Raw genomic sequence first — 20611 nt, 5'->3', positions numbered from 1 at the left:
AATGAATAAAATAGAACTGTTTGGCTTACCGATTGACGATGGCACTCTGACAGAAACGGTTGAGGAGATTGTCACCCGGATTCGACGAAATGAAGTAATAGAGCACGTTGGAGTTAATTCAAATAAAGTCGTGTTAAGTCAACGAAATGCACATATTAAACAAATCATTCAGCAAGCGGATATGGTGAGTGCCGACGGTTATTCAGTTGTCAGAGCCTGTCACTGGATTAATAAGACAAAAATTGAGCGAGTGACCGGAATTGATACGATGCAGGCGCTCTTAAAACGAGCAGAGGAAGAAGCGTTTAGCGTGTATTTTTTAGGAACAAAGGAAAGTACATTGGAAAAGCTATTGACGGCAGTGCAAAAGCAGTACCCAAAATTACGAATTGCAGGTGCGCATCATGGCTATTTCAAAGACGCGGAACAGGTGGTCGAGGAGATTGCGGCCTGTCAGCCGCAACTATTGTTTGTTGGTATTACTTCTCCTTATAAAGAAGAATTCGTCAATAAATACAAGTATCAGTTGAAAGCCAATTTGATCATGGGGGTTGGCGGAAGCTTTGATGTTTTAGCCGGAGAGATTTCACGAGCGCCAAGATGGATGCAGCGCAGCGGATTAGAGTGGCTTCACCGGTTTATGAAAGAACCGCTGCGCCTATACAAACGCTACATTTTTGAAAATTTGTACTTCGTTTATTTAACACTACGGGAGAAGGCGAAATGAAGAAAAAGCGTGTGTTACTGCTGACTTACGGTAAATTGCCTGTTCCAGCTGTCCGTGGCGGCGCAATTGAAACTTTGATAGAAACATTAATTGAAGAAAATGAGCGGCACCAATTAGTGGAACTATTCGTGATTTCTCGAGAGGATTCAGCGATTGAGTCTTTCAATCAGAAACATCAAGCTACTCAAATTATTTCAGCAAAGACGAAAGAACATCCGATATGGTGGTTTTTTCAAAAGTGCATGAATAAGGTTCTTGCTGCGTTTGATGGAAAAAAGCGTACGTTAATCCCCTATCCGGTTCTTATAGCCGAGGCCAAGGATGTTTTGCAGGAACAACCAATGGATTGTGTAATTGATCTAAATTGTCCAGAACGAGTTCTAAGCCTGAGAGAGTTTTATCCCGGCAAATTAGCTGTTTATTTGCATAATGACTATTTGAATCAACGGACATCACATGGGAAAAGCATATTCCAACAGTTGGATGGCATAATTTCAGTTTGCGACTTTTTAAATCAGCAAGCCAAAACGATTCCTGTTACTGGAACTGAACCACAATTCTTTCGAGTAAACAATGGCATTGATCTAGCTAGCTACCGCCCGCCTGAAATGGAGGAGCGCAAAAGCTGGCGCGAGAAATTCAATATAGAGGAGAAAGATTGTGTAATTGTTTTTTTCGGCAGGATCACGGAAACGAAGGGGGTTCACCTTTTATTGAACGCGTTGAGCCAAATTGAATATAAAACCAATGTCAAGGTGTTGATTATAGGAGGAAATACCTACAGTTCGGCTCAGCAGGATAGCTATGTCAAAAAGGTCAAGATGCAAGCTGAGAGACTTCCTATCGATGTTGTCTTTACTGGGTATGTTGACAAGGAACAAATTCCCAACTATTTGAAAGCTGCGGATATTTGTGCAGTTCCATCAATTTTTCATGAGACTTGCTGTCTATCTGCTGTAGAAGCGCAAGCGATGGGGATTCCGGTTATCGCGACAAAAATTGGCGGTATTCCTGAATACATCAGTCAGAACAGTGCTCTACTAATTGATTACGATAAAAACTTTGTCGGAAATTTTGCTAAGGGTCTTGATCAGCTGATTCATCATCCTGAGTTCAGACATCAATTACAGGAGCAAGCGATTAAGCAACGGAATCGCCACTCGAAGGAGCGTTATTATCAGGAATTTGTTGCAAGTGTCGAAGCCTTACTCGCGGATTAGTACAAAAGAAATCTCAATTATAAAGGAAATGAGGACTATTCAATGAAAATTTTAATTTTAACCAAGAATTTATTGGCCGAAACTGAATGTCAAAACAAGCTCCAGCAATTAAATAATGAGGTGCTGTGCAGTACCAGTTTAGTGAAGGATAGTTACATGACGCCAGGAAAGACAGAAGCGATTCTTTCCTATTTTAGCTTAGTTATTTTGAGTGAGACTATCTCTTATCAGGAAATAAAGGCAGTCGTTCCAATCATTCGAAAACATGCGACGGCAATCGTTCGAAAGTTTGAAAGTGACTATACTAAAGACTTCGAGGAAGAGCAGACGGAATATGTCATTGATCAATGGATAAGAAAAGACGCCTCATTAGAAGAAGTGAGAGAGCTTTGCCAGACTATAACTCAACGAGAAAGTGACAACCAAGTAGAGATTTTATTCTCTAATGGGAAGGGTGTATTTAATAAAGGGCAGTATCATTTTTACGATATTGGTTTTTCTAAACGTGAAAGTGCTTTGCTGCTGTCTTTATACGAATGTCGAGGATCCTATCTTTCTCGTGAAGAATTGTGCGGGAAAATTTGGAAGGAGAAGCTGGTTTCAAATTCGCAGCGTTCGGCATTGTCGACTTGTGTGCGAAACATTAAGTCGAAGGTACGCAAGATTGGCATTCCATGTGAGCCGATTGAAACAGCTTGGGGTAAGGGATACCAGATTTCAGATGAATTCTATCAATTAATTAAGATATAAACGTATAGTCCATTTGACAACGACTTATAAATAAAAAGTTCGTAATTGAACAAAAAATGAATGGACCCGCACGATATTTCTGTTTTTATTCAGATTTAAAGCGATTTTTAATAAAAAATAGTAAAAAACGGGTAATTAATTGATGGTTCAAAAAAACGAAAGTGTTCTACTATAGGATTGTTGCTTTGAATCATTTTAAAAACAATAGTCATTATTTGGGGAGTAAAAAATAAATCGGCTCAGGTTGTCGATCTGTTGGAAGTGAAAGAATGAATAATATGTATGAAAAGAACTCCACAGCAGAACGAGTTGAATTAGTACAGCAGTCTGTTTCTGATCATTCGGCTTATTTCTTTGGCAAAACGAAACGCACAGTGGATGTTATGGTGAGCCTTTTGGGGTTGGTTGTTTTGTTCATTCCCTTTGTGCTGGTTGCCGTATTAATAAAACTAGAAGATCCGAAAGGGCCGGTTTTCTTCAGCCAGACTCGTGTGGGAGCAAAGGGGCAGCCTTTTATTTTGTACAAATTTCGTACGATGTCGGTGGATGCGGAAGAAAGACTGAATGAATTATTGGATAAAAATGAGATTCAAGGGTATATGTTCAAAATGAAATATGATCCGCGGATCACCCGTACTGGCCGGTTTTTGAGAAAATTTAGTATTGATGAATTTCCTCAGCTATTTAATGTTTTAAAAGGAGACATGTCACTTGTTGGGCCTAGACCAGCTTTACCGTGTGAAGTAGACAAGTACTCCAATTATCATCGATTAAGATTACGAATCAAGCCAGGCTGTACCGGACTTTGGCAAGTCAGCGGGCGCAACAAATTGCATTTTGAAGAAATGATCAGATTAGATCTAGCCTATATAAATAAAGGAGATTTGTTTTTTGATTTGAAAATCATCGCTAAAACATTGTGGGTAATCCTCACACATGACGGCGCATATTGAGCAAGTACATAAATAATCGGGAGCTGTAAATCATTATGGATGAATCGTTGAATTTCTCTTTTCTATTCAGAATAGTGAGAGAAAAATTAGCAACAATTATATTTTGTAGTATCGCAGGCCTGTTAATTGGCGGCTACATTTCTTTTTTTTGGATTACCCCGCAATATAGCTCTCAAACGCAAATGATTGCTGCTACTAAAGCAAATGAGGAAGACTTATCGAGTGAAATCACAGCTAATTTGCAATTAGTTAAGACCTACAAGGAATTGGTGCTAAGTGATTTAGTGCTAGGGAGAGTCCAAGCAAAATTAAAGGCCGAAGAAAATACTTCCATGTCTTTAGGAGAATTAAGACCAGCGATTACCCTGGAACAGCAACAAGAATCACTTTTTTTCTCAATTCGAGCAATAAGTGACAGACCAAGGTTATCTGCCTATCTAGCGAATACCACCTCTGAAGTTTTTCAAGAGGCTTTAGCTGAAAGTCAAATTCCGGGTGAAATATCGATTACGACTGAAGCAGCGGCTAGTCAGTCACCGGTTTCACCAAACCACAAATTGAATTTGGTTTTAAGTTTGTTTGTGGGTGGAATGCTCGGCTTTATTTTTGTACTGCTACGTGCCAGTCTGGATCAAACAATTAAGTCTGAACAGGTTATTTACGATATCTTTGGCTGCAATTCATTGGGGATTATTCCTTTTACCAGCAATACGGATATGAAAATGACTTCTAAAGATAAAGAACTATTGAGCAGAAATCTTTCTGATAAATCAATCACTGTTTCACGGCGTCAAAGAAAAAGAATCTAAATAAGGAAGAAAAACCAACATGAAAGAAACCGAAACACGTTTAATTTCGATTGAAAACCGATTCTCTCCCATTACGGAGCAGTATCGCAATGTCCGTACCAGTATTCAATTTGCCGCAACTTCTGGCAATCCATTGAAGCTGCTGCTGATTACTTCGACAGAACAAGAAGAGGGAAAAACGACCTTGGCTGCTAACTTATCAGTTGTAATGGCTGAAACCAATAAAAAGGTTTTGCTGATTGATGGGGATTTACGACGAGCCACTGCTGGAAAGTATTTTAATGTATTGTCTTCACCAACACAGGGCTTTAGCACACTGCTAAGCAATTATCGACAATTACCAGAAGAGGTTATTCAAAAGACCCAAATTAAAAATTTAGATTTTCTTCCGGCGGGACCGATACCGCCGAATCCGTCAGAGCTGTTGAATTCGAATCGATTAAATCAACTCTTCGTTATGCTGGAGCAGCAATACGACTTAATCATTATTGATTCACCGCCGTTGCTGGTAGTAACGGATGCTCAGCTGTTTTCTTCGAAGGTGGATGGTGTGGTTCTAGTAGTAAGAGAAAATCGTACTAAAAGAAATAATTTAGTCAAATGCAAAAATTTATTAGAACGCTCAAATGCTCGCCTGATCGGGATTGTATATAACGGAGCTAAGTCAATGAATGATGGGCACTATAAATACTATAAGTATTAGGAGGTGGTTGATGAATAGGACGAGGTTTTATCTCAAATAAAAGGGAAGAAGAAAGGGGAAAAAGAAGTGAAGAAAAAGAAATTATTAACTATTGGGGCCAGCGGCTTGATGCTGCTAAACGCCGGACTATTGCCTGTAGTGTCATTAGCAGAAGAGAATACCGCACCAACAACTGAGGAGGCAGCACCTTTGCCAGAAGGAAAACTTCCGGAAGAATCTACTGCTGCTACTAGCGAGTCAACTTCAGAAGCGCCTACATTAGAGGTGCCGACAGATACCAGTGAAGAGGTTGCACCGGCACCAGAAGAAAGTGCTGAAGTACCGACCGCTGATACACCAGAGCAAGAAGAGCAGGCAGCGCCTGGTAGACAAACTCGTGATATTGGTTTAGTTGCGTGGGGAGAAATTGGCTTAAAGACCTCAACGGGCAAAGAATTAGTGATTAACAATAAAAAAACAGAAGGTATTTTAACTGTCGACTTAACTGTTAAGCAATTAGCCAATTTAGGTGTTTCTGACAAAACTTTTTATCAAGTCAAATTACCAAATGAGTTCAAACCTTTATTGCAGGATCCACGTTTTATCAACTATCTTTCTGGTCAAATGAAGGCCTGGAATATGGGGATTCCAATAAAATCTTATAATTACAAATCGACTGATATTAAAGTTGACCCTGACAGTGGCTCGTTAATTATTCAAAATCCAAAAGTTTCAACGATAATTGGGATTGTTCCAACTGTTTACTGTACAGTAAATATCGACCTAGGTGGATTTGTTTCAGATACTGAAATTCGTATACCTAACTCATTAGACGGTAAATACCACTTCAGCACAGCCTTAGCTCAGGACAATAACGTAATCGACTGGACTGTCGGTGGCGCGAAAGAATCGAGTGGATTCTTAGAATATGCTAAATTGGATCCTGCTTATGGAACAGAAAAACCTGTTTTAACAGCCTCTGATCGTAAAATTGTTTTAGGTGATAATTTTAGCGGAGCCTTTGCAATGAAGGGCGTTTCTGCTGTAGATAAAGAAGACGGTGATCTTACTAAGGATGTCGTATTACTTGATAATCAAGTTCAGTCAAATGTTCCTGGTACGTATCCTGTCACTTATAAAATCACGGATAGTGACGGTCTAACCGCGACTAAAACAATCAACGTAACCGTCGCAGCTAACTCGCTGCCGGTTATCCATGCAGAAAATAAAGTGATTGAAAAGGGTGCACCGTTTAATCCATTAGAAGGTGTTACGGCTAGTGATGAAGAAGATGGCGATTTGACTTCTAGTATAACCATTCGTTCTAACTCAGTAAATACCAATGTTGCTGGAAAGTATTACATTACTTATGCAGTAACAGATAGCCATAAAGGTGTTACGACTAAAGATATTGAAGTAGAAGTGAAGAGTACAATTAACAGTATTACTCCTAAAGATTATACAGTTGGCCAAGGCTTAATTACTGGTACGTATGAAGGGGATGTCTCTTACCTTGAATTTTATGTAGACGATAACCTTGTTTCTAGCGGCGGTACCTTGAAAGACGGTAAATTTACTTATGAAGTAAACACTGGTTTAATCAAGAAAAATTCAAAGGTTACTTTGGTTGCCTATGATAAAAATAAAAAGAAATTAGACGAGAAACCAGTTAAGGTATTGTCAAACTATACTGGTACTGTTTCAGCGTACGATTATACAGTTGGTGATGAATATATTCGCGGTACTTATACTGGCGATGTGAAGAAAGCCAAAGTGATCGTGAATGGAAAAGCCTTAGCTTTAGGCGGTTCATTTAGAGATGGTGAATTCAGCTACTGGGTTGGTAAAAATGCAATCAAAAAGGGCGACAGTGTCTTAATCAACGGCTATGACGTAGATGGTGATGTCTTAACCCAAAATAACAAAGTAACTATTATTGCTGCTCCAGCCGCAACAGGTACAATTTCACCGAATCCTTTCCCATTGGGTTCAGAACAAATTACAGGAACTTATACCGGTGATGTGAAAAAAGCTCGTTTATATGTCAATGATCAACTCATCTCACAAGGCGGAAGCTTTAAAAACGGTACTTTTACTTATTATGTAGGTAAAAATGCGTTGTCTAAAAATTCAAAAGTACGTTTGGTGGCTCTTTCAGCGGATAACAAAGAATTAGACAGCAAAGTGGTACAAGTAGAATCTACAACTTCAGGAGCATTGTTAGCGGAAGCTTACACAGTTGGTGATGAATACATTACTGGATCATATAGTGGTGATGTGAAAAAAGCTAAAGTTATAGTAAATGGCACTGTTCTTTCATTAGGCGGTTCATTCACTAATGGACGTTTCTCTTACTGGGTAGGTGCTAATAAGATTAAAGCTGGAGACAGCGTGTTAATCAACGGCTACGACCAAAACAATGTTTTACTAACACAAAACAATAAAGTAACGATTAAACCAGCGCCTTCTTTAAAAGGAACAATTACACCAGATTCTTATACAGTAGGCAATGGTGAAATTTCTGGTAAGTATACAGGCGATGTACGTAAAGCACGTTTAAGTATTAACGGAAATGTTATTTCTTGGGGCGGAAGCTTCAAAAACGGTCGTTTCACTTATTACGTTGGAGACTCAATTAAAAAGGGTGATGTTGTTACCTTAAATGCTTATGGAACAAATGATGTTCTCTTGCAGGAAAATGTCAAAGTACCATTCGCGAATGCTTCGTATACTGGCAGTATTTCTCCCAATAGCTATACTGTGGGTTCTGCTGAACTTACCGGCAGTTATTTAGGAGATGTCCAACAAGCACGACTATACGTAAATGGCGGATTAGTTTCAATTGGCGGAAATTTCAAGAGCGGTTCATTCACCTATTACGTAGGGAGTTCAATTAAGAAAGGCGATACAGCGTATTTGATTGCCTATGCTCCAGACGGAAAGGAATTAGATCGTAAAACAATTTTAGTAAACTAGCGAACGGAGATTTTGAATGAAAAAATTAGTATTGAGCATTCTTGCAATTTGCTTTCTTCTGACTGGATGCAGTACGGCAAACGATAAAAAAACAGCCAACAGCGATGGAGACGGAGCTGCGCCAGCAGCAGAGGTTGCAGTAAAAGATGGGTTGAATACACCTTTTACAGCTGATGGCATTGAGATGAAGCTTACAGAAGTATCCAGCAGTGAGTCAGTTGATCAGGCAGACAAGCCTAAGCAGTTGATTACCTTTACAGTAGAAAACAAAAATATTGGAACTGAGGATAAAGGAATTGGCGCCATCGATTTTCGATTAGTTACAGATAAAAAGGATAAAACCTATCCTGTGACGGAAGAAATGGAGGCATTTGGCGGTGTGCTGAAGCCAGACGAATCTGCAAAAGGCAAGCTTTATTATCTGATTGAACCCGGTGAAAAACCAACAAAATTGGAATACGCACCCGCAGACAAAGCCTTGAAAACTTGGGACCTGCAATAATCGATTTTTTCATCCTCTTACTTTCGCAAATAATCATCGATCTTTTATTGCTTAGCTCCATCTTTCGCAGCTTCTGCGAACAATTTGAGAATCTTGGAAGAGAAGTATCCAACTGCTCTTCCAAGATTCTTTGCTATAAGAAATGAAAAGGAGATACATAATGCCGATAAAAGTAATGTCTGTTTTCGGAACCCGACCGGAAGCAATCAAAATGGCACCAGTAGTAAAAGCATTGGAAGCAGATGCTCGTTTTCAATCACAGGTAGTAGTTACTGGACAGCATCGAGCTATGCTGGATCAGGTTCTGGCGTTCTTTGAAATCACACCTGATATTGATTTGGCTATCATGAAGGAGAAGCAAAATTTAACGGATGTGACCACTCGAATTATTAGTCGGTTAACTCCGGTTCTAGAGACGGAAAGACCAGATATTGTGCTGGTGCACGGCGATACTACAACTACTATGGCAGCAGCGCTAGCCGCATTTTACCAAAAGATTACCATTGGACATGTCGAGGCAGGTTTGCGAACCTGGAATAAATATTCACCCTTTCCCGAAGAAATGAATCGTCAACTAGTCGATAGTTTGGCAGACCTTTGCTTTGCCCCTACCCAGGAGAGTGCTGAAAATTTAATCAAGGAGAATCAAGCGGTAGATAAAATTTTTGTGACAGGAAATACGGCAATTGATGCGATGAGCTATACCATCAGCCCCGAGTATACACATAACTATCTACCTGATAATGGCAAGCAACGACTATTGGTAACCATGCACCGCAGAGAAAATCTTGGAGAGCCTATGAGAGAGGTCTTTCAAGCGCTCGCTCGAATCGCAGCCGAAAAACCAGCAATTGAAATCATTTTTCCTATGCATAAAAACCCCTTAGTTCGAGAGCTGGCACGAAAGGAATTAGGAAATTTCCCTAATATCAACTTAATTGAACCGTTAGATATCTTTGATTTCCATAACTTTGCCCAGCGCTGTGATATCATTTTGACCGATTCTGGTGGTGTTCAAGAAGAAGCCCCTGCTTTAGGTGTTCCTGTACTCGTTTTACGTGATACCACTGAACGACCAGAGGGAGTGAAGGCTGGAACCTTGAAGTTAGTTGGGACTGACGAGGAAACGGTTTACCAAGAAACGCTCAGACTTCTAACGGATGAAGCGGCCTATTCCAAGATGGCGAATGCTGTGAATCCCTATGGTGATGGGCATGCCAGCCAACGGATCGTTGATGTTTTAGCTACGCATCAAGAAACTAGTTTTACATAGTTGCCAATAGACGACTGCAAGAGAATAAAAATGGAGTGGACAAATGGGAAAAAAGCAAAGAGCTTTTCGGCGAACGAAAAAACTTAAAAAAATAGTACGGATATTAGTTAGCAGTTTATTGATGATTTTATTATTAATCATTGCAGTCGGTGGCAAGGTACTATATGACGTAAAAGGAACAACAGACGCTGCTTACGAATCTGTTGCGAGAACGCAGAAAGCAAAACCAATTGATTTGAAACACAAGGAGCCCTTCAGTGTTTTACTGCTTGGTGTAGATACCGGTGCATTAGGTCGAACTGAACAGGGACGTTCGGATACGATTATGGTGGCAACAGTTAACCCAACAACAGAACAAACAACGTTAGTCAGTTTACCTCGAGATACGTATGCTGAAATTGTTGGGCAAGGTTCATTTGATAAAATTAATCACGCCTATGCCTTTGGCGGAACAGCTATGACCATTGCTACCGTTGAAAAATTACTGGACATACCGATCAATTATTATGTAACGATTAATATGGAAGGAATCGAGTCTCTTGTTGATGCAGTAGGAGGTATCGAAGTATCCAATCCCTTTGCTTTCACGTATGAAGAAACCGAGTTTCCAATCGGCTTGCAGCATTTAAATGGAAGCAACGCATTAAAATACGTTCGCATGCGCTATGATGATCCAGAAGGAGATTATGGCCGACAAGCAAGACAACGACAGGTCATCGAAGGAATCATGAAGCGGACGGTCAGTATTAGAGGGTTAAGCGGTTATCAAGAAATACTTGCGAGTTTAGGTGACAATATTAAGACAGACATTCGTTTTAAAGATGCGGAATCACTAATCAGAAACTATCGTGGGGCCTTTAGTAAAGTAGAATCTGAACAGGCTAAAGGAGAAGGATTCATGCAGGATGACATTTCTTACCAGCGGATTTTACCAGACGAATTAGCGAGAATCCAAGGGCTACTGAAGAAACAGCTAGCCAAATAACGGAGCAAGAGAAAAAGAAACAACCGATGTTTTGTCAAATATGATACATTTTGTAATAAACTGTAACCTTCATGCAACATCGTTGTCCTTTTTTTTGCGTATAATAGCCAAAGGGAAGACAGAAAGGTGGAAATGCAGTGAAGGGGAAAATGTTTGGTATTTTTGCGACAGTTTTGTTAAGCTCAAATATGCTTACACCAGTGTTCGCTCAAGCCGAATCAATGGATAAGCTAGATGAAAAAACAACGACTATCGCACGCCAAAGTGACAAAATCAGTGCAGAACTACAGCTCGCATTAAATGATGTGAACGAAACTTATCAAGAGGTAAACGGTATCCGCAGCGAGATTGAAGCCAATCAGCAAACAATCGAAAAGACTAAGTCAGAGATTGCGGAAACGGAAAAGAATATAGCACAACGTAAAGAAGTCATAGCAGAACGAATGAAGGAAGTGCAGCTTAACAGCACAACCGATCGAACCATTACAGCTCTGCTTGAGGCAAAAGACATCAATGACTTTTTAAATCGGGCTTACGCAATGTCGGTGATTCAAAAGGCCGAAAAAGAAAAAGTGACTAGTTTAAATGAGGCGAAAGCTAAGTTAGATGAATTGAAGACAACTCAAGAGACTACCCAAGCGAAGCTCGTAGCTAACGAAGAGAGCTTGAAGACAGAGTCTTCTCAGCTAGATAATAAAATGGAAAACCTCAAGACTGAGTTGGCAGATAAAAAATCAAGCCTTGAAGAAATCAGTCAAGCCAAAGAAGTAGAGCAAGCGCGTCTAACCGCAGAAAAAGCTCAGAAAGAAAAAGCGGAAAAAGAAGCGAAACAAGCGGCGGAGAAAGCTGAAGTGCAAAAGGCTGCTGAATCAAAAGCGCAGCAAGAACAAGCAGCTGCTTCACAAGCACAACAAAGTGCATCGTCCAGCGCAACTTCAGAAACACAAACGCAAGAATCAGTACAACAACCGGCTGCTCCGGAACAACCAGCAGCACCGGCACCAAGTACACCGACAACATCTGGACGTACAATTCAGATGCAGTCAACAGCGTACTCTTGTGCTGAGTCAGTAAACACCTTTTACACTGCACTAGGAATTGACCTTCGTCAAAATCCGCAGGTAGTCGCAGTGGATCCTTCCGTAGTTCCACTAGGATCAATGGTAGAAGTTTCCGGTTATGGAATTGCGATTGCCGGTGATACTGGCGGAGCAATCAAAGGAAATATTGTAGATGTCCACTTCCCAACTGTTGAACAATGTATTCAATGGGGACGTCGGTCTGTAACCTTAACCATTATTAGCTAAAATGATCGAAGACTGAAGAGTGTATTCTTTTCAGTCTTTTTTTTGTTCCTTAAAAGTAAGATCTACAGTGGACCTCTGAAAGATAGAGAATGTGACTGGATAAATAAAAAAAGTTGTGAAATAGACAAGAATGTTTTAAAAATCTAAGAGTTAAAAGCAGCATTGATAGTTTAGCGAAACAATTATTTAGTTTTCAAGGAAACAAGGACGTCATGTACAGCTATACATAACCAGAATAATTATATTCCAGCACTAAGATCGTTAACTAGAGGAATCCGGTGGAATATCCCGTCGTTGCTCTTTGGCCTTTCTACGCAGCTTCCGTCTGAACATTTCTTTGACTATGTTGTAGGGTTTCTCTGATGGATCAGGATTTTCTTCCTCGTTTTTTGTAGCTATTTCAACAGATAGATTATGGTGGTTAATTGTTTCATTTGGTGCATTTATAGGAACTTCCTCTTTAATGAAGGAAGATAAGGACACCTTTGGGACTTGTGGTAACTCGCGCCAAGAGCTTTTGGCTTTCAGTTCTTCAAGACTAGCGATACCAATCTTTTCTGGTAAGGTTGTTCCTCCTTCAGATTTTTCTTCAATCGGTGCGGGCTCACCGAACAATTCATTCCCCTTAAAAATTGGTCGTTCGATAGTTTCTACATATTTTGCCTTCACGACTTCTTGGAATAGGCCGACACCATCTTTTTCAAATAGCTCTAGGCTGCTTAGTAATTCCAATGATTCTTTGATTTCTTCTGGACTTTTCGTAGTGTCAGGATCTTTAAAAGTAAAATTGTGTTGCTTACCTTCGCTGTTTAGGAAGGTAGATACTAGTTTGATCATTTTTGTAACTCCTTTCGGCTTTTATTTGCGTAAGTGAGACGGACAATCGTTTTAGTTATTCTCAGGTAATTTCAGTTTCGGACTCAATTGGAAAAATTTTAGCTATCTGCAACTTGATAAAAGACTTGGCACCTTCAATAAAATTGCGAACAGGTTTCAACTTTAAACCCAATAATCGTAATTCACTAGTTTCAAAATAATCTGCAAAATACCAAAAGAAGCGTTTCATGGTTTTCGTCGCTTTTGTATTCATAAATAAGTAACGAACTAAGTCTTGCAATACCAGAGCGAATTCCTTCGCTCCAAGTTGGTAGCGTACACGTAAAGCAAGCAATAGCTTAATAGTCATAGTGCTATTTTGAGTCTCCTGATAGTATTCTAGGAGCCTTTGCTCGATCGTTTCAAGTTTGAGAGTAAACAGTTGTTGGTGCGTGAAGGGTTGTTCTGACATAATGGATTCCTCATTTCTTCATTTAAGTAATAGATAAGTCGTGTAAGTGAAAGAAGAGCTGCTGCAACTCTTCAAGATTCAATTATCATGTAAAAAATTTATGGGTAGTTCGACAATTTTTCATACGAAGTTGTCTAAGAAGCCGCTATTCTTAATGCTCGTATCCTGTTTGTAGTTTGTAACTAATTTTAAGAGCGTCCATTCTTTTTCTGTTTGGAGTTGTTTACCAGCTGGTGACTTAACCATACTTGAATAACACGGATTTGAAAAACGACGAAAGTGGTTGGGCATGTCCCAAATTGACAGACATATTTTTGAAGAATCCTAATTTGATAGGGTTTTACTAATTTTTATCCCTATTCAAGCTAAAAAAACCACCGTTTTGGGACATATAGAAAAATTTTCCCATGTCCCAAAATGACCTGAGTACTTTGTGAATAAAGCTCTTTGATTGCTTGATAGCAAGCTGTTTTTGTTAGTGAATGGCTAGTAAAAGAGGCTTGGGAGAGTTTGATTTTGGCTTCCAGATCAGAAATTAGATAACAAAGAATCTTTATTACGGGAGCTGATGTGATTGTTTACTTGGCAAAAATATATCAACTAGCATAAACATTCTCAGAAAAGTATACCGCTTATTTAGTTTCTAAATAGTTTAGCATTCAAAATGAACCATTTTTCTTCATTTTGAGTATAGATAAGCAGTTAGCGGTACAAATGTAAGATAAATATGAGAGCTAGATTAGATGACAGATATTACAAAACAGTAGATCAATGAGAACTATTTTCCAGCTTTTTGTTTTTTTATGAAAAAGCACCGATTCTTTCAGAAAAACAAAAAAAGTTATCTACTTGAAATTGTTGTTATTTCCAAGATTGGCCAAGCGAAAAAGAAATATTTTTTCTTATTAGAATGAACCTAATAATGTTTCGGAAACAGAATTATATAAATAATATATAAAATAATAAATACAACTGAATTAACCCGAACAGGATAGCTTTTTGCGATGTTTTTTAATCTGAAAGTTATAATAGTGTTGTTGTATTTTTGTGTAGATGAAAGTATAATGTGAACAGTGATTAATTAAAATGGCGTAGTTTGGCCTGTGTTCATTTTGGTCATGCGGTTATTTTTAGTTGGTTGCTCATTAAATCACGGGATTCAGAGTCTAACTCTTTTCCAAATAAAACTAAAAAAGGAGGTCTGTCGAATGAAAAAACTTGTTAGTGTTGTTTTAGCAGTAATGGCAGTGTTCTTATTAGCTGCTCCTTCTGCACACGCGGATGGCGCGATCACAGCAGACGAGCAACGTATTTTAACAGAGATGGACAAAGGCGTTACTGTAAGTGGCAAGAATTTTGCTTTTGCAAGTTCAGATCGTGCACAAGCAGAAAACTACTTGAAACAACACGATGTCTCTACTGCACAGGTTGATGCGGTTGTTGGATACATCCAACAAGCACGCGCGATTGCAGCTGCTCAAAAAGTGGATGTTTCAAACATCAATTCATTACCTGAATTGATCAAAGCATTCCCAAGTAACGTGATCAATGAGTTGAAGAACATTGTTACTTCAGCAGCAAACGTGTTGGGTCTATCTGTAACTTATGGACCAGGAACTGTTACTATTTCTGAAAAAACTGGAAATAACGGTTCAGCAACAGTTAAAACTGCAACTCCAGGCAAAAATACTGTTTTTGCATCTGGTGGCGCAGTAAAACAAACTGGTGCTAATTACGCGGTTAGTTTTGCATCATTCGGAAGTTTATTGGTACTCGCAGCAGGTGCGTTTGTCGTAGCTAAAAAGCGTGTTGCCTAAGAAAACTTCTTGGCTAAAGAGACTTGGGGCGGCAATTGTTGCCCCAGTTGTTTTTTTAGTAATCGGATACTCTCTCATGTACGTAATCGGAAAACCTGTCATTCAATTCGTGACATCAACGATAGAATTATTCTTACTAACAGATGCACCGACATTTGATGCGCAAGCAGCGGAGGATTTCACTGCTATAAAGGAAGAAGAAGTTCAAGAGAAGGTTAATGAAAACAACGAGCTTCCATCTAGCGAACTAACTTATCCAGTTGGCGGACAACAGTATGGAAAGATTCTTGTTTCACCAATCGGATTGGATGTTCCGTTGTATTTTGGAGATACTGATGAAATGTTACGTTTAGGTGCTGGACAATTTATGGGCTCAGTTTACCCTGGTGAACAGGGAACAAGCTTAATTGGCGGACACAATGTTGATGGTTTTGGGAAATTAGCGATGATCAATATCGGTGATGAGATCCAAATTCAGACAACCTATGGCAATTATATATTTACTGTTTCCAATAAAGAAGTCGCAAATAAAGACGATAAAGCAATCAACGATTTGATCTATCAACGAGATAAACGGATTGCACTTTTATATACCTGCTATCCAATTGATAGCTTAGGGATGACTGATGAGCGGTTATTTGTCACTGCTGATTACACATCAGGACCAATGATTAATGAGAATGAATAGGAGAGAAGCATGAGCACATCGAAAAAATTTGCCCGTTGGCTGTTAGCCTTCATCAGTTCTCTGTTACTATTCTCGTTGCTGGCCCTGACCTGTGTTAAGTCCACCTTGTTCAATCAAGAATTCATGGTTGATCAGATTCATCAAGCAGATTATGTAACAAGAGTACAAAAAGACGTTACCCAGCGCATTCAAGACTTTGGGCGAGGAAGTAATATTCCGCCGGAAGAGTTAGCTGAGGTGGTGCCAAGAGAAGTTGTCGAAGAAAATGTTGATAACTACATTCGCGGTATCTACACAGGTGTTCCTTTTAATATAGTTGGTAAAGATAAACTTAGTAAGAACATTCAAACAGCCGTTGATCGTTATGCAGCGGAAAAAGGAATCGATATTGACGAAGCAACTCAAGCGAATATTGATCAGTTGAACGATACCGCTGCTGGAGCATTCGAATCCTACATCGCAATTCCTTACCTATTAGAATATGGACAAAAAGTGATGGCCTACAATCAAACATTGACGCTGTTAATGATCATTGTTGGGGTGGCCTTTTTACTTGTCTTTATTGGCTTAATGATTACCACTAAATGGCTGCATCGTCGTCTCCGTTTTGCCGGAGCTGTTATTGGTGGTGCGGGTCTAATGTTAACAGCTTTACCATTATACATTTATTTCAGCGGAGTGATTGACCGTTTAGGGATCACATCTGAAGGAATGTATCACTTCATCACTAATTACTTAAAGGCTTTTGATTTAACCTTTGTTAAGGCAGGAATTATTAGTTTAGTCTTAGCAGTGATCTTAGTGCTGATTAGTGAAGTTTTACGTCGCAAAAATGTTAGTCGGGTAAAGGGAGAATAAAATGGAAGAAACAATTAGCTTAGGGGAAATCTTTGACATCTTAAAGAAACGCATCGGCATGATACTTGTTACTACACTAGCAAGTATCTTAATCGCGGGTGCTGTTACCTTTTTCATCATTACCCCTAAATACAGTGCCTCAACACAAATGATTGTCCAGTCGAGTGCAGCTGAAAATCCAAATACTAATCTACAAAATGATATCAATGGTAATGTTCTGCTGATTAATACATATAAAGATATGATTACCGGGGATTTAGTTATCGATACTGCTCGTGATCAATTGCAGGCAGAAAACAATTACAATTTGACGAGTGAAAACTTGAGAGCGATGGTGGAAGTTGAACAATCACAAAATTCTCAAATGTTTCAGGTGATTGCGACTGCTGAGCATCCACAAGAAGCAGCCGTTATCGCAAACAAAGTATCACAAATTTTTCAAGAAAAAGCACAAGAAGTATTAGCTGTTAATAAGGTGACCATTACTTCAAACGCTCAAACACCTACAAAGCCCGTTTCGCCGAACAATAAGCTGAACTTAGCAATTGGTGCAGCTTTAGGAATTATGTTGGGTGTAGGTATTGCTTTCTTGTTAGAACTAGTAGATAAGACAGTTAAGGATGAACGTTTTGTGATAGAAACTTTAGATTTACCTATTCTAGGACAAGTAACTGAAATGAACAAAAAAGAATTAAGTTATAGTCGGAATGCACAAAGTCCAAAAACGACTCACAAAACGCCGACTAAAGCAGCCACTGCTGCTGGCAGCCGTCAATCTAGGAAACGTGTGTAGGAGGAAGTTATGGCAAAGAAAAAGAATGAAATACTACCAGTTGCCTTAGTGGCCGCAACCGATAACTTCTCAACTACTACAGAGCAATATCGGACTATTCGAACAAATATCAGTTTTTCATCTGCTGACAAAGACATTAAAACCTTGGTCATTACTTCATCTGGTCCTTCAGAAGGAAAATCGACGACTTCAGCGAATCTGGCGATCGTTTTTGCAAATGCTGGAAGCAAAGTGTTACTGGTTGATGCTGATTTAAGAAAGCCCAGTGTAGCAATTAGTTTCCGTTTGCCAAATGCAACCGGATTAAGCAATTTATTGACAAACCGTGAAGCATCCATCGATCGGTATTACCAGGCAAGCTCAGTGGATAATTTGTATGTAATGACGAGTGGACCCAAACCACCAAATCCATCAGAATTATTAGGTTCACAAAGAATGCTGGATATTATGAATGTGATGCGAGAAGAATTTGATGTGATTATTTTCGACATGCCACCAGTGGCAACTGTTACAGATGCACAGATTTTAGCAGCACATACCGATGGAACACTATTGGTTATCCGTGAGCGAAAAACAAAGAAGCAAGATGTCATTAAGGCAAAAGAATTACTAACATTAGCAAAAGCTAATATCTTAGGCGTTGTTTACAACGGCAAGAAAAAAGGCGACTCAGCTGGCTACTATTATTACGGTTAGGAGGAACAAGGATGTTGGATTTGCATTGTCATATTTTACCGGGAGTTGATGACGGCGCCCAAACAATTGACGATAGTATAAAAATGGCGAAGAAAGCCGTGAAGCAAGGTATCACCCACATCCTTTGTACTCCGCACCATAACAGACATTATCAAAATCCCAAGGATGAAGTGATTCCTGCGGTTGAAGAATTGCAAGCAGTCTTTGATGATAAAGGAATTCCTTTAACATTATTTGAAGGACAAGAAGTACGGATACATGATCAACTAGTTCAAGAGATAAAAGAGGATCGTATCCTTTTTGCAGATGTATATGATCAATACGTATTAATCGAGTTTCCGACAGCAGAGATTCCACATTATGCAGAAACGGTGCTTTATGATTTACGTCAGATGGATAAGGTTCCGATTATTGTCCATCCAGAAAGAAACCTTGGCTTTCAAGAAGAGCCGAATCAGTTATTAAACTTTCTGAATATGGGCTGTTTAGCTCAACTAACTGCACCAAGTATTGTTGGTATATTTGGGAAAACGGTTCAGAAATTGAGTCATCAATTAGTCGAAAACGGGCTAGTACAAATGGTGGCATCAGATGCTCACCGTCTGAAGCAAAGGGACTTCTATTTAAAAGAAGCTTCGGAGTACATAGTAAAACATTTCGGGGAAACACGTTGGGAACAAATGGATCAGGTGTGCCGTGATATTATCAATGGCGATCCAGTAGCACCTTTTAATTATCAGGAGTTAATGTGAAGGAGCGGAGAAGATGGACAAGCACGTAGTAAAAGACGACGTTCCACCTGTTGGGAAAGTAGAGACGGTTTGGTTGGATAAAGATAAGATTAATAACCGTATTGGATTCCAATGCGTGAAACGAATAATAGATATTACATTAAGTGCAGTAGGACTAGTTTTTCTAATCCCAGTCTTCATTGTTGTGGCTATTTTGATGAAGAAGGAAGAGCCTAGAGGACCAGTCTTTTTTAAGCAGACACGGGTAGGCAAGAACGGTAAAGAATTCACCATGTACAAATTCCGTTCAATGTGCATTGATGCGGAAGAGAAGTTGGCTGATTTACTAGCTGAAAATGAAATTAAGGGTGCAATGTTCAAGATAAAGGATGACCCAAGAGTGACAAAGATTGGAAAAGCAATTAGACGAAATAGTATTGATGAGTTGCCACAGTTGCTTAACGTACTTAAAGGAGATATGAGTTTGATAGGTCCTCGTCCGCCTTTGCCAAGAGAGGTAAAAGAATACAGTCGCTATGATATGCAACGTTTGTTAGTTAAACCGGGTTGTTCAGGGCCTTGGCAAATCAGTGGTCGAAATGAAGTTAATTTTGCAGAGATGGTAGAGTTAGACATTCAGTACATTCGTGAGCAAAGTTTGATGAATGATATTAAGATTATTTGGAAGACTGTTACAGTTATGGTTAAGCCAAATAGTGCGTATTAGGGAGTTGTGAAAAGGATTTGAAAGCAAGTGAGGTTTTTATAGGTATAGCTGCTCATAAAGAGTATCAAATGCCTAATAATTCAATATACTATCCGATACATGTAGGTTCCTACAATAAAGAACTAATAGGTGGATATCTCAGTGATGCGGAAGGTGATAATATATCCAAACATAATGCTAACTTTTGTGAATTGACTGCGACTTATTATATTTGGAAAAATGTAAATGCTGATTATAAGGGATTAGTACATTATAGACGTCACTTTACATCGAAAAAGTCACATAGTGACTATATAAAAGGGAAATTTAGTGAAGTATTAGATGAAAAAAAACTACTCACTCTATTAGAAGACTACGATGTGATTTTACCAACAAAAAGAAAATATTTTATAGAAACTCTATATTCTCATTATAAGCATTCACATGAGATTATGCCACTTGATCAGACTAGAATTATAATAGAGGAAATATATCCAATGTATTTAGACTCTTTTGACAAAATAATGATTCGACGATCAGCACACATGTTCAATATGTTTATAATGAAACATGAATATTTCAACACCTATTGTGAATGGTTGTTTTCTATACTTTTTGAATTACAGAATACAATTGATATAAGTAAATATGATGAGCAGGAAGCTAGAGTTTTTGGATACATTAGTGAACTGTTGCTAGATGTTTGGCTGGAAGAAAACAAAGTTCGTTATAAAGAAATTCCGGTGATGTTCATGGAACAACAAAATTGGTTTATCAAGGGAAAAAATTTTTTAATGAACAAATTTGGGAATAAGAGTGCAGAAAAAATTTCTTTGTAAAAAGTCCATAA

At 38.9% G+C, this 20611-nt stretch carries 21 protein-coding genes; 19 read left to right on the top strand and 2 right to left on the bottom strand.

Annotated features, from left to right (window positions below; genetic code table 11):
- Nucleotide 1 precedes the first annotated feature (1 nt).
- The 11 genes from IGI46_RS00545 (at nucleotide 2) to IGI46_RS00495 (ending at nucleotide 12184) form a co-directional block, all read left to right on the top strand.
- Nucleotides 2-727, top strand: coding sequence for a WecB/TagA/CpsF family glycosyltransferase (locus IGI46_RS00545; RefSeq protein ID WP_429964419.1), 726 nt, complete (start codon nucleotides 2-4; stop codon nucleotides 725-727).
- Entirely contained in the window at nucleotides 724-1947 is a 1224-nt protein-coding gene (locus IGI46_RS00540) for a glycosyltransferase family 4 protein (protein ID WP_429972640.1), read from the top strand. Before IGI46_RS00545 ends, IGI46_RS00540 begins: the two co-directional genes overlap by 4 nt.
- Nucleotides 1948-1989: 42 nt before the next feature.
- On the top strand, nucleotides 1990-2697 hold the full coding sequence (locus IGI46_RS00535; protein ID WP_429972639.1) for a winged helix-turn-helix domain-containing protein: 708 nt from the start codon (nucleotides 1990-1992) through the stop codon (nucleotides 2695-2697).
- A 269-nt stretch (nucleotides 2698-2966) separates the two neighbouring features.
- Nucleotides 2967-3650, top strand: coding sequence for a sugar transferase (locus tag IGI46_RS00530; RefSeq protein WP_429972638.1), 684 nt, complete (start codon nucleotides 2967-2969; stop codon nucleotides 3648-3650).
- Between the two features lie 35 nt (nucleotides 3651-3685).
- Nucleotides 3686-4459 (top strand): YveK family protein, encoded by a 774-nt coding sequence (locus tag IGI46_RS00525; RefSeq protein ID WP_429972637.1) that lies wholly within the window; start codon nucleotides 3686-3688, stop codon nucleotides 4457-4459.
- Nucleotides 4460-4478: 19 nt separating this feature from the next.
- Nucleotides 4479-5162: a CpsD/CapB family tyrosine-protein kinase gene (locus IGI46_RS00520; RefSeq protein WP_429972636.1), complete on the top strand. Its 684-nt coding sequence runs from the start codon at nucleotides 4479-4481 to the stop codon at nucleotides 5160-5162.
- 66 nt (nucleotides 5163-5228) lie between these two features.
- Nucleotides 5229-8117 (top strand): immunoglobulin-like domain-containing protein, encoded by a 2889-nt coding sequence (locus tag IGI46_RS00515; protein ID WP_429972635.1) that lies wholly within the window; start codon nucleotides 5229-5231, stop codon nucleotides 8115-8117.
- A gap of 16 nt (nucleotides 8118-8133) precedes the next feature.
- The gene (locus IGI46_RS00510) at nucleotides 8134-8619 is read left to right on the top strand and encodes a DUF4352 domain-containing protein (protein ID WP_207702878.1); all 486 of its coding nucleotides are present in this window, start codon (nucleotides 8134-8136) and stop codon (nucleotides 8617-8619) included.
- 160 nt (nucleotides 8620-8779) lie between these two features.
- On the top strand, nucleotides 8780-9892 hold the full coding sequence (gene wecB / locus IGI46_RS00505; protein WP_429972634.1) for a non-hydrolyzing UDP-N-acetylglucosamine 2-epimerase: 1113 nt from the start codon (nucleotides 8780-8782) through the stop codon (nucleotides 9890-9892).
- 43 nt (nucleotides 9893-9935) lie between these two features.
- Complete coding sequence (locus IGI46_RS00500; RefSeq protein WP_429972633.1) at nucleotides 9936-10877, top strand: LCP family protein; 942 nt, start codon at nucleotides 9936-9938, stop codon at nucleotides 10875-10877.
- Nucleotides 10878-11014: 137 nt separating this feature from the next.
- The gene (locus IGI46_RS00495) at nucleotides 11015-12184 is read left to right on the top strand and encodes a 3D domain-containing protein (RefSeq protein WP_429972632.1); all 1170 of its coding nucleotides are present in this window, start codon (nucleotides 11015-11017) and stop codon (nucleotides 12182-12184) included.
- Between the two features lie 261 nt (nucleotides 12185-12445).
- Here IGI46_RS00495 and IGI46_RS00490 read toward each other — a convergent pair whose 3' ends face one another.
- Together IGI46_RS00490 and IGI46_RS00485 are read right to left on the bottom strand one after the other, a co-directional pair.
- Nucleotides 12446-13021, bottom strand: a complete 576-nt coding sequence (locus IGI46_RS00490) for a DUF2922 family protein (RefSeq protein ID WP_429972631.1) — start codon at nucleotides 13019-13021, stop codon at nucleotides 12446-12448.
- Nucleotides 13022-13082: 61 nt separating this feature from the next.
- On the bottom strand, nucleotides 13083-13472 hold the full coding sequence (locus tag IGI46_RS00485) for a hypothetical protein (RefSeq protein ID WP_429972630.1): 390 nt from the start codon (nucleotides 13470-13472) through the stop codon (nucleotides 13083-13085).
- A gap of 1208 nt (nucleotides 13473-14680) precedes the next feature.
- Between IGI46_RS00485 and IGI46_RS00480 the strand changes: the two genes are divergently transcribed.
- The 8 genes from IGI46_RS00480 to IGI46_RS00445 all read left to right on the top strand — a co-directional run bounded on the left by IGI46_RS00480 (nucleotide 14681) and on the right by IGI46_RS00445 (nucleotide 20600).
- Entirely contained in the window at nucleotides 14681-15289 is a 609-nt protein-coding gene (locus IGI46_RS00480) for a hypothetical protein (RefSeq protein ID WP_429964406.1), read from the top strand.
- A 76-nt stretch (nucleotides 15290-15365) separates the two neighbouring features.
- The gene (locus IGI46_RS00475; protein ID WP_429964405.1) at nucleotides 15366-15977 is read left to right on the top strand and encodes a class D sortase; all 612 of its coding nucleotides are present in this window, start codon (nucleotides 15366-15368) and stop codon (nucleotides 15975-15977) included.
- 9 nt (nucleotides 15978-15986) lie between these two features.
- The gene (locus IGI46_RS00470) at nucleotides 15987-16835 is read left to right on the top strand and encodes a hypothetical protein (RefSeq protein WP_429964404.1); all 849 of its coding nucleotides are present in this window, start codon (nucleotides 15987-15989) and stop codon (nucleotides 16833-16835) included.
- A gap of 1 nt (nucleotide 16836) precedes the next feature.
- Nucleotides 16837-17628, top strand: a complete 792-nt coding sequence (locus IGI46_RS00465) for a YveK family protein (RefSeq protein WP_429964403.1) — start codon at nucleotides 16837-16839, stop codon at nucleotides 17626-17628.
- 9 nt (nucleotides 17629-17637) lie between these two features.
- The gene (locus tag IGI46_RS00460) at nucleotides 17638-18324 is read left to right on the top strand and encodes a CpsD/CapB family tyrosine-protein kinase (RefSeq protein ID WP_429972629.1); all 687 of its coding nucleotides are present in this window, start codon (nucleotides 17638-17640) and stop codon (nucleotides 18322-18324) included.
- Between the two features lie 11 nt (nucleotides 18325-18335).
- Complete coding sequence (locus tag IGI46_RS00455) at nucleotides 18336-19076, top strand: tyrosine-protein phosphatase (protein WP_429972628.1); 741 nt, start codon at nucleotides 18336-18338, stop codon at nucleotides 19074-19076.
- Nucleotides 19077-19089: 13 nt separating this feature from the next.
- Nucleotides 19090-19782, top strand: coding sequence for a sugar transferase (locus IGI46_RS00450; protein ID WP_429972627.1), 693 nt, complete (start codon nucleotides 19090-19092; stop codon nucleotides 19780-19782).
- A gap of 17 nt (nucleotides 19783-19799) precedes the next feature.
- Nucleotides 19800-20600 (top strand): DUF4422 domain-containing protein, encoded by an 801-nt coding sequence (locus tag IGI46_RS00445; protein ID WP_429972626.1) that lies wholly within the window; start codon nucleotides 19800-19802, stop codon nucleotides 20598-20600.
- The last annotated feature ends 11 nt before the right edge of the window (nucleotides 20601-20611 follow it).

Origin of the sequence: Enterococcus sp. AZ163, from assembly GCF_050498925.1 — a bacterium.
Taxonomy (GTDB): domain Bacteria; phylum Bacillota; class Bacilli; order Lactobacillales; family Enterococcaceae; genus Enterococcus_A; species Enterococcus_A ferrettii.
Note: the sequence above shows the minus strand (reverse complement) of the source record. Positions and strands in the feature narration are given on the sequence as shown.

Excerpts from the sequence above, each read along its gene's own strand:
- IGI46_RS00455 (WP_429972628.1), top strand. The coding sequence starts at position 18,336 with ATGTTGGATTTGCATTGTCATATTTTACCGGGAGTTGATGACGGCGCC.
- IGI46_RS00525 (WP_429972637.1), top strand. The coding sequence starts at position 3,686 with ATGGATGAATCGTTGAATTTCTCTTTTCTATTCAGAATAGTGAGAGAA.
- IGI46_RS00480 (WP_429964406.1), top strand. The coding sequence starts at position 14,681 with ATGAAAAAACTTGTTAGTGTTGTTTTAGCAGTAATGGCAGTGTTCTTA.
- IGI46_RS00535 (WP_429972639.1), top strand. The coding sequence starts at position 1,990 with ATGAAAATTTTAATTTTAACCAAGAATTTATTGGCCGAAACTGAATGT.
- IGI46_RS00460 (WP_429972629.1), top strand. The coding sequence starts at position 17,638 with ATGGCAAAGAAAAAGAATGAAATACTACCAGTTGCCTTAGTGGCCGCA.
- IGI46_RS00475 (WP_429964405.1), top strand. The coding sequence starts at position 15,366 with ATGTACGTAATCGGAAAACCTGTCATTCAATTCGTGACATCAACGATA.
- IGI46_RS00530 (WP_429972638.1), top strand. The coding sequence starts at position 2,967 with ATGAATAATATGTATGAAAAGAACTCCACAGCAGAACGAGTTGAATTA.
- IGI46_RS00485 (WP_429972630.1), bottom strand. The coding sequence starts at position 13,472 with ATGTCAGAACAACCCTTCACGCACCAACAACTGTTTACTCTCAAACTT.
- IGI46_RS00490 (WP_429972631.1), bottom strand. The coding sequence starts at position 13,021 with ATGATCAAACTAGTATCTACCTTCCTAAACAGCGAAGGTAAGCAACAC.
- IGI46_RS00465 (WP_429964403.1), top strand. The coding sequence starts at position 16,837 with ATGGAAGAAACAATTAGCTTAGGGGAAATCTTTGACATCTTAAAGAAA.
- IGI46_RS00510 (WP_207702878.1), top strand. The coding sequence starts at position 8,134 with ATGAAAAAATTAGTATTGAGCATTCTTGCAATTTGCTTTCTTCTGACT.
- IGI46_RS00450 (WP_429972627.1), top strand. The coding sequence starts at position 19,090 with ATGGACAAGCACGTAGTAAAAGACGACGTTCCACCTGTTGGGAAAGTA.
- IGI46_RS00500 (WP_429972633.1), top strand. The coding sequence starts at position 9,936 with ATGGGAAAAAAGCAAAGAGCTTTTCGGCGAACGAAAAAACTTAAAAAA.
- IGI46_RS00540 (WP_429972640.1), top strand. The coding sequence starts at position 724 with ATGAAGAAAAAGCGTGTGTTACTGCTGACTTACGGTAAATTGCCTGTT.
- IGI46_RS00520 (WP_429972636.1), top strand. The coding sequence starts at position 4,479 with ATGAAAGAAACCGAAACACGTTTAATTTCGATTGAAAACCGATTCTCT.
- wecB (WP_429972634.1), top strand. The coding sequence starts at position 8,780 with ATGCCGATAAAAGTAATGTCTGTTTTCGGAACCCGACCGGAAGCAATC.
- IGI46_RS00470 (WP_429964404.1), top strand. The coding sequence starts at position 15,987 with ATGAGCACATCGAAAAAATTTGCCCGTTGGCTGTTAGCCTTCATCAGT.
- IGI46_RS00545 (WP_429964419.1), top strand. The coding sequence starts at position 2 with ATGAATAAAATAGAACTGTTTGGCTTACCGATTGACGATGGCACTCTG.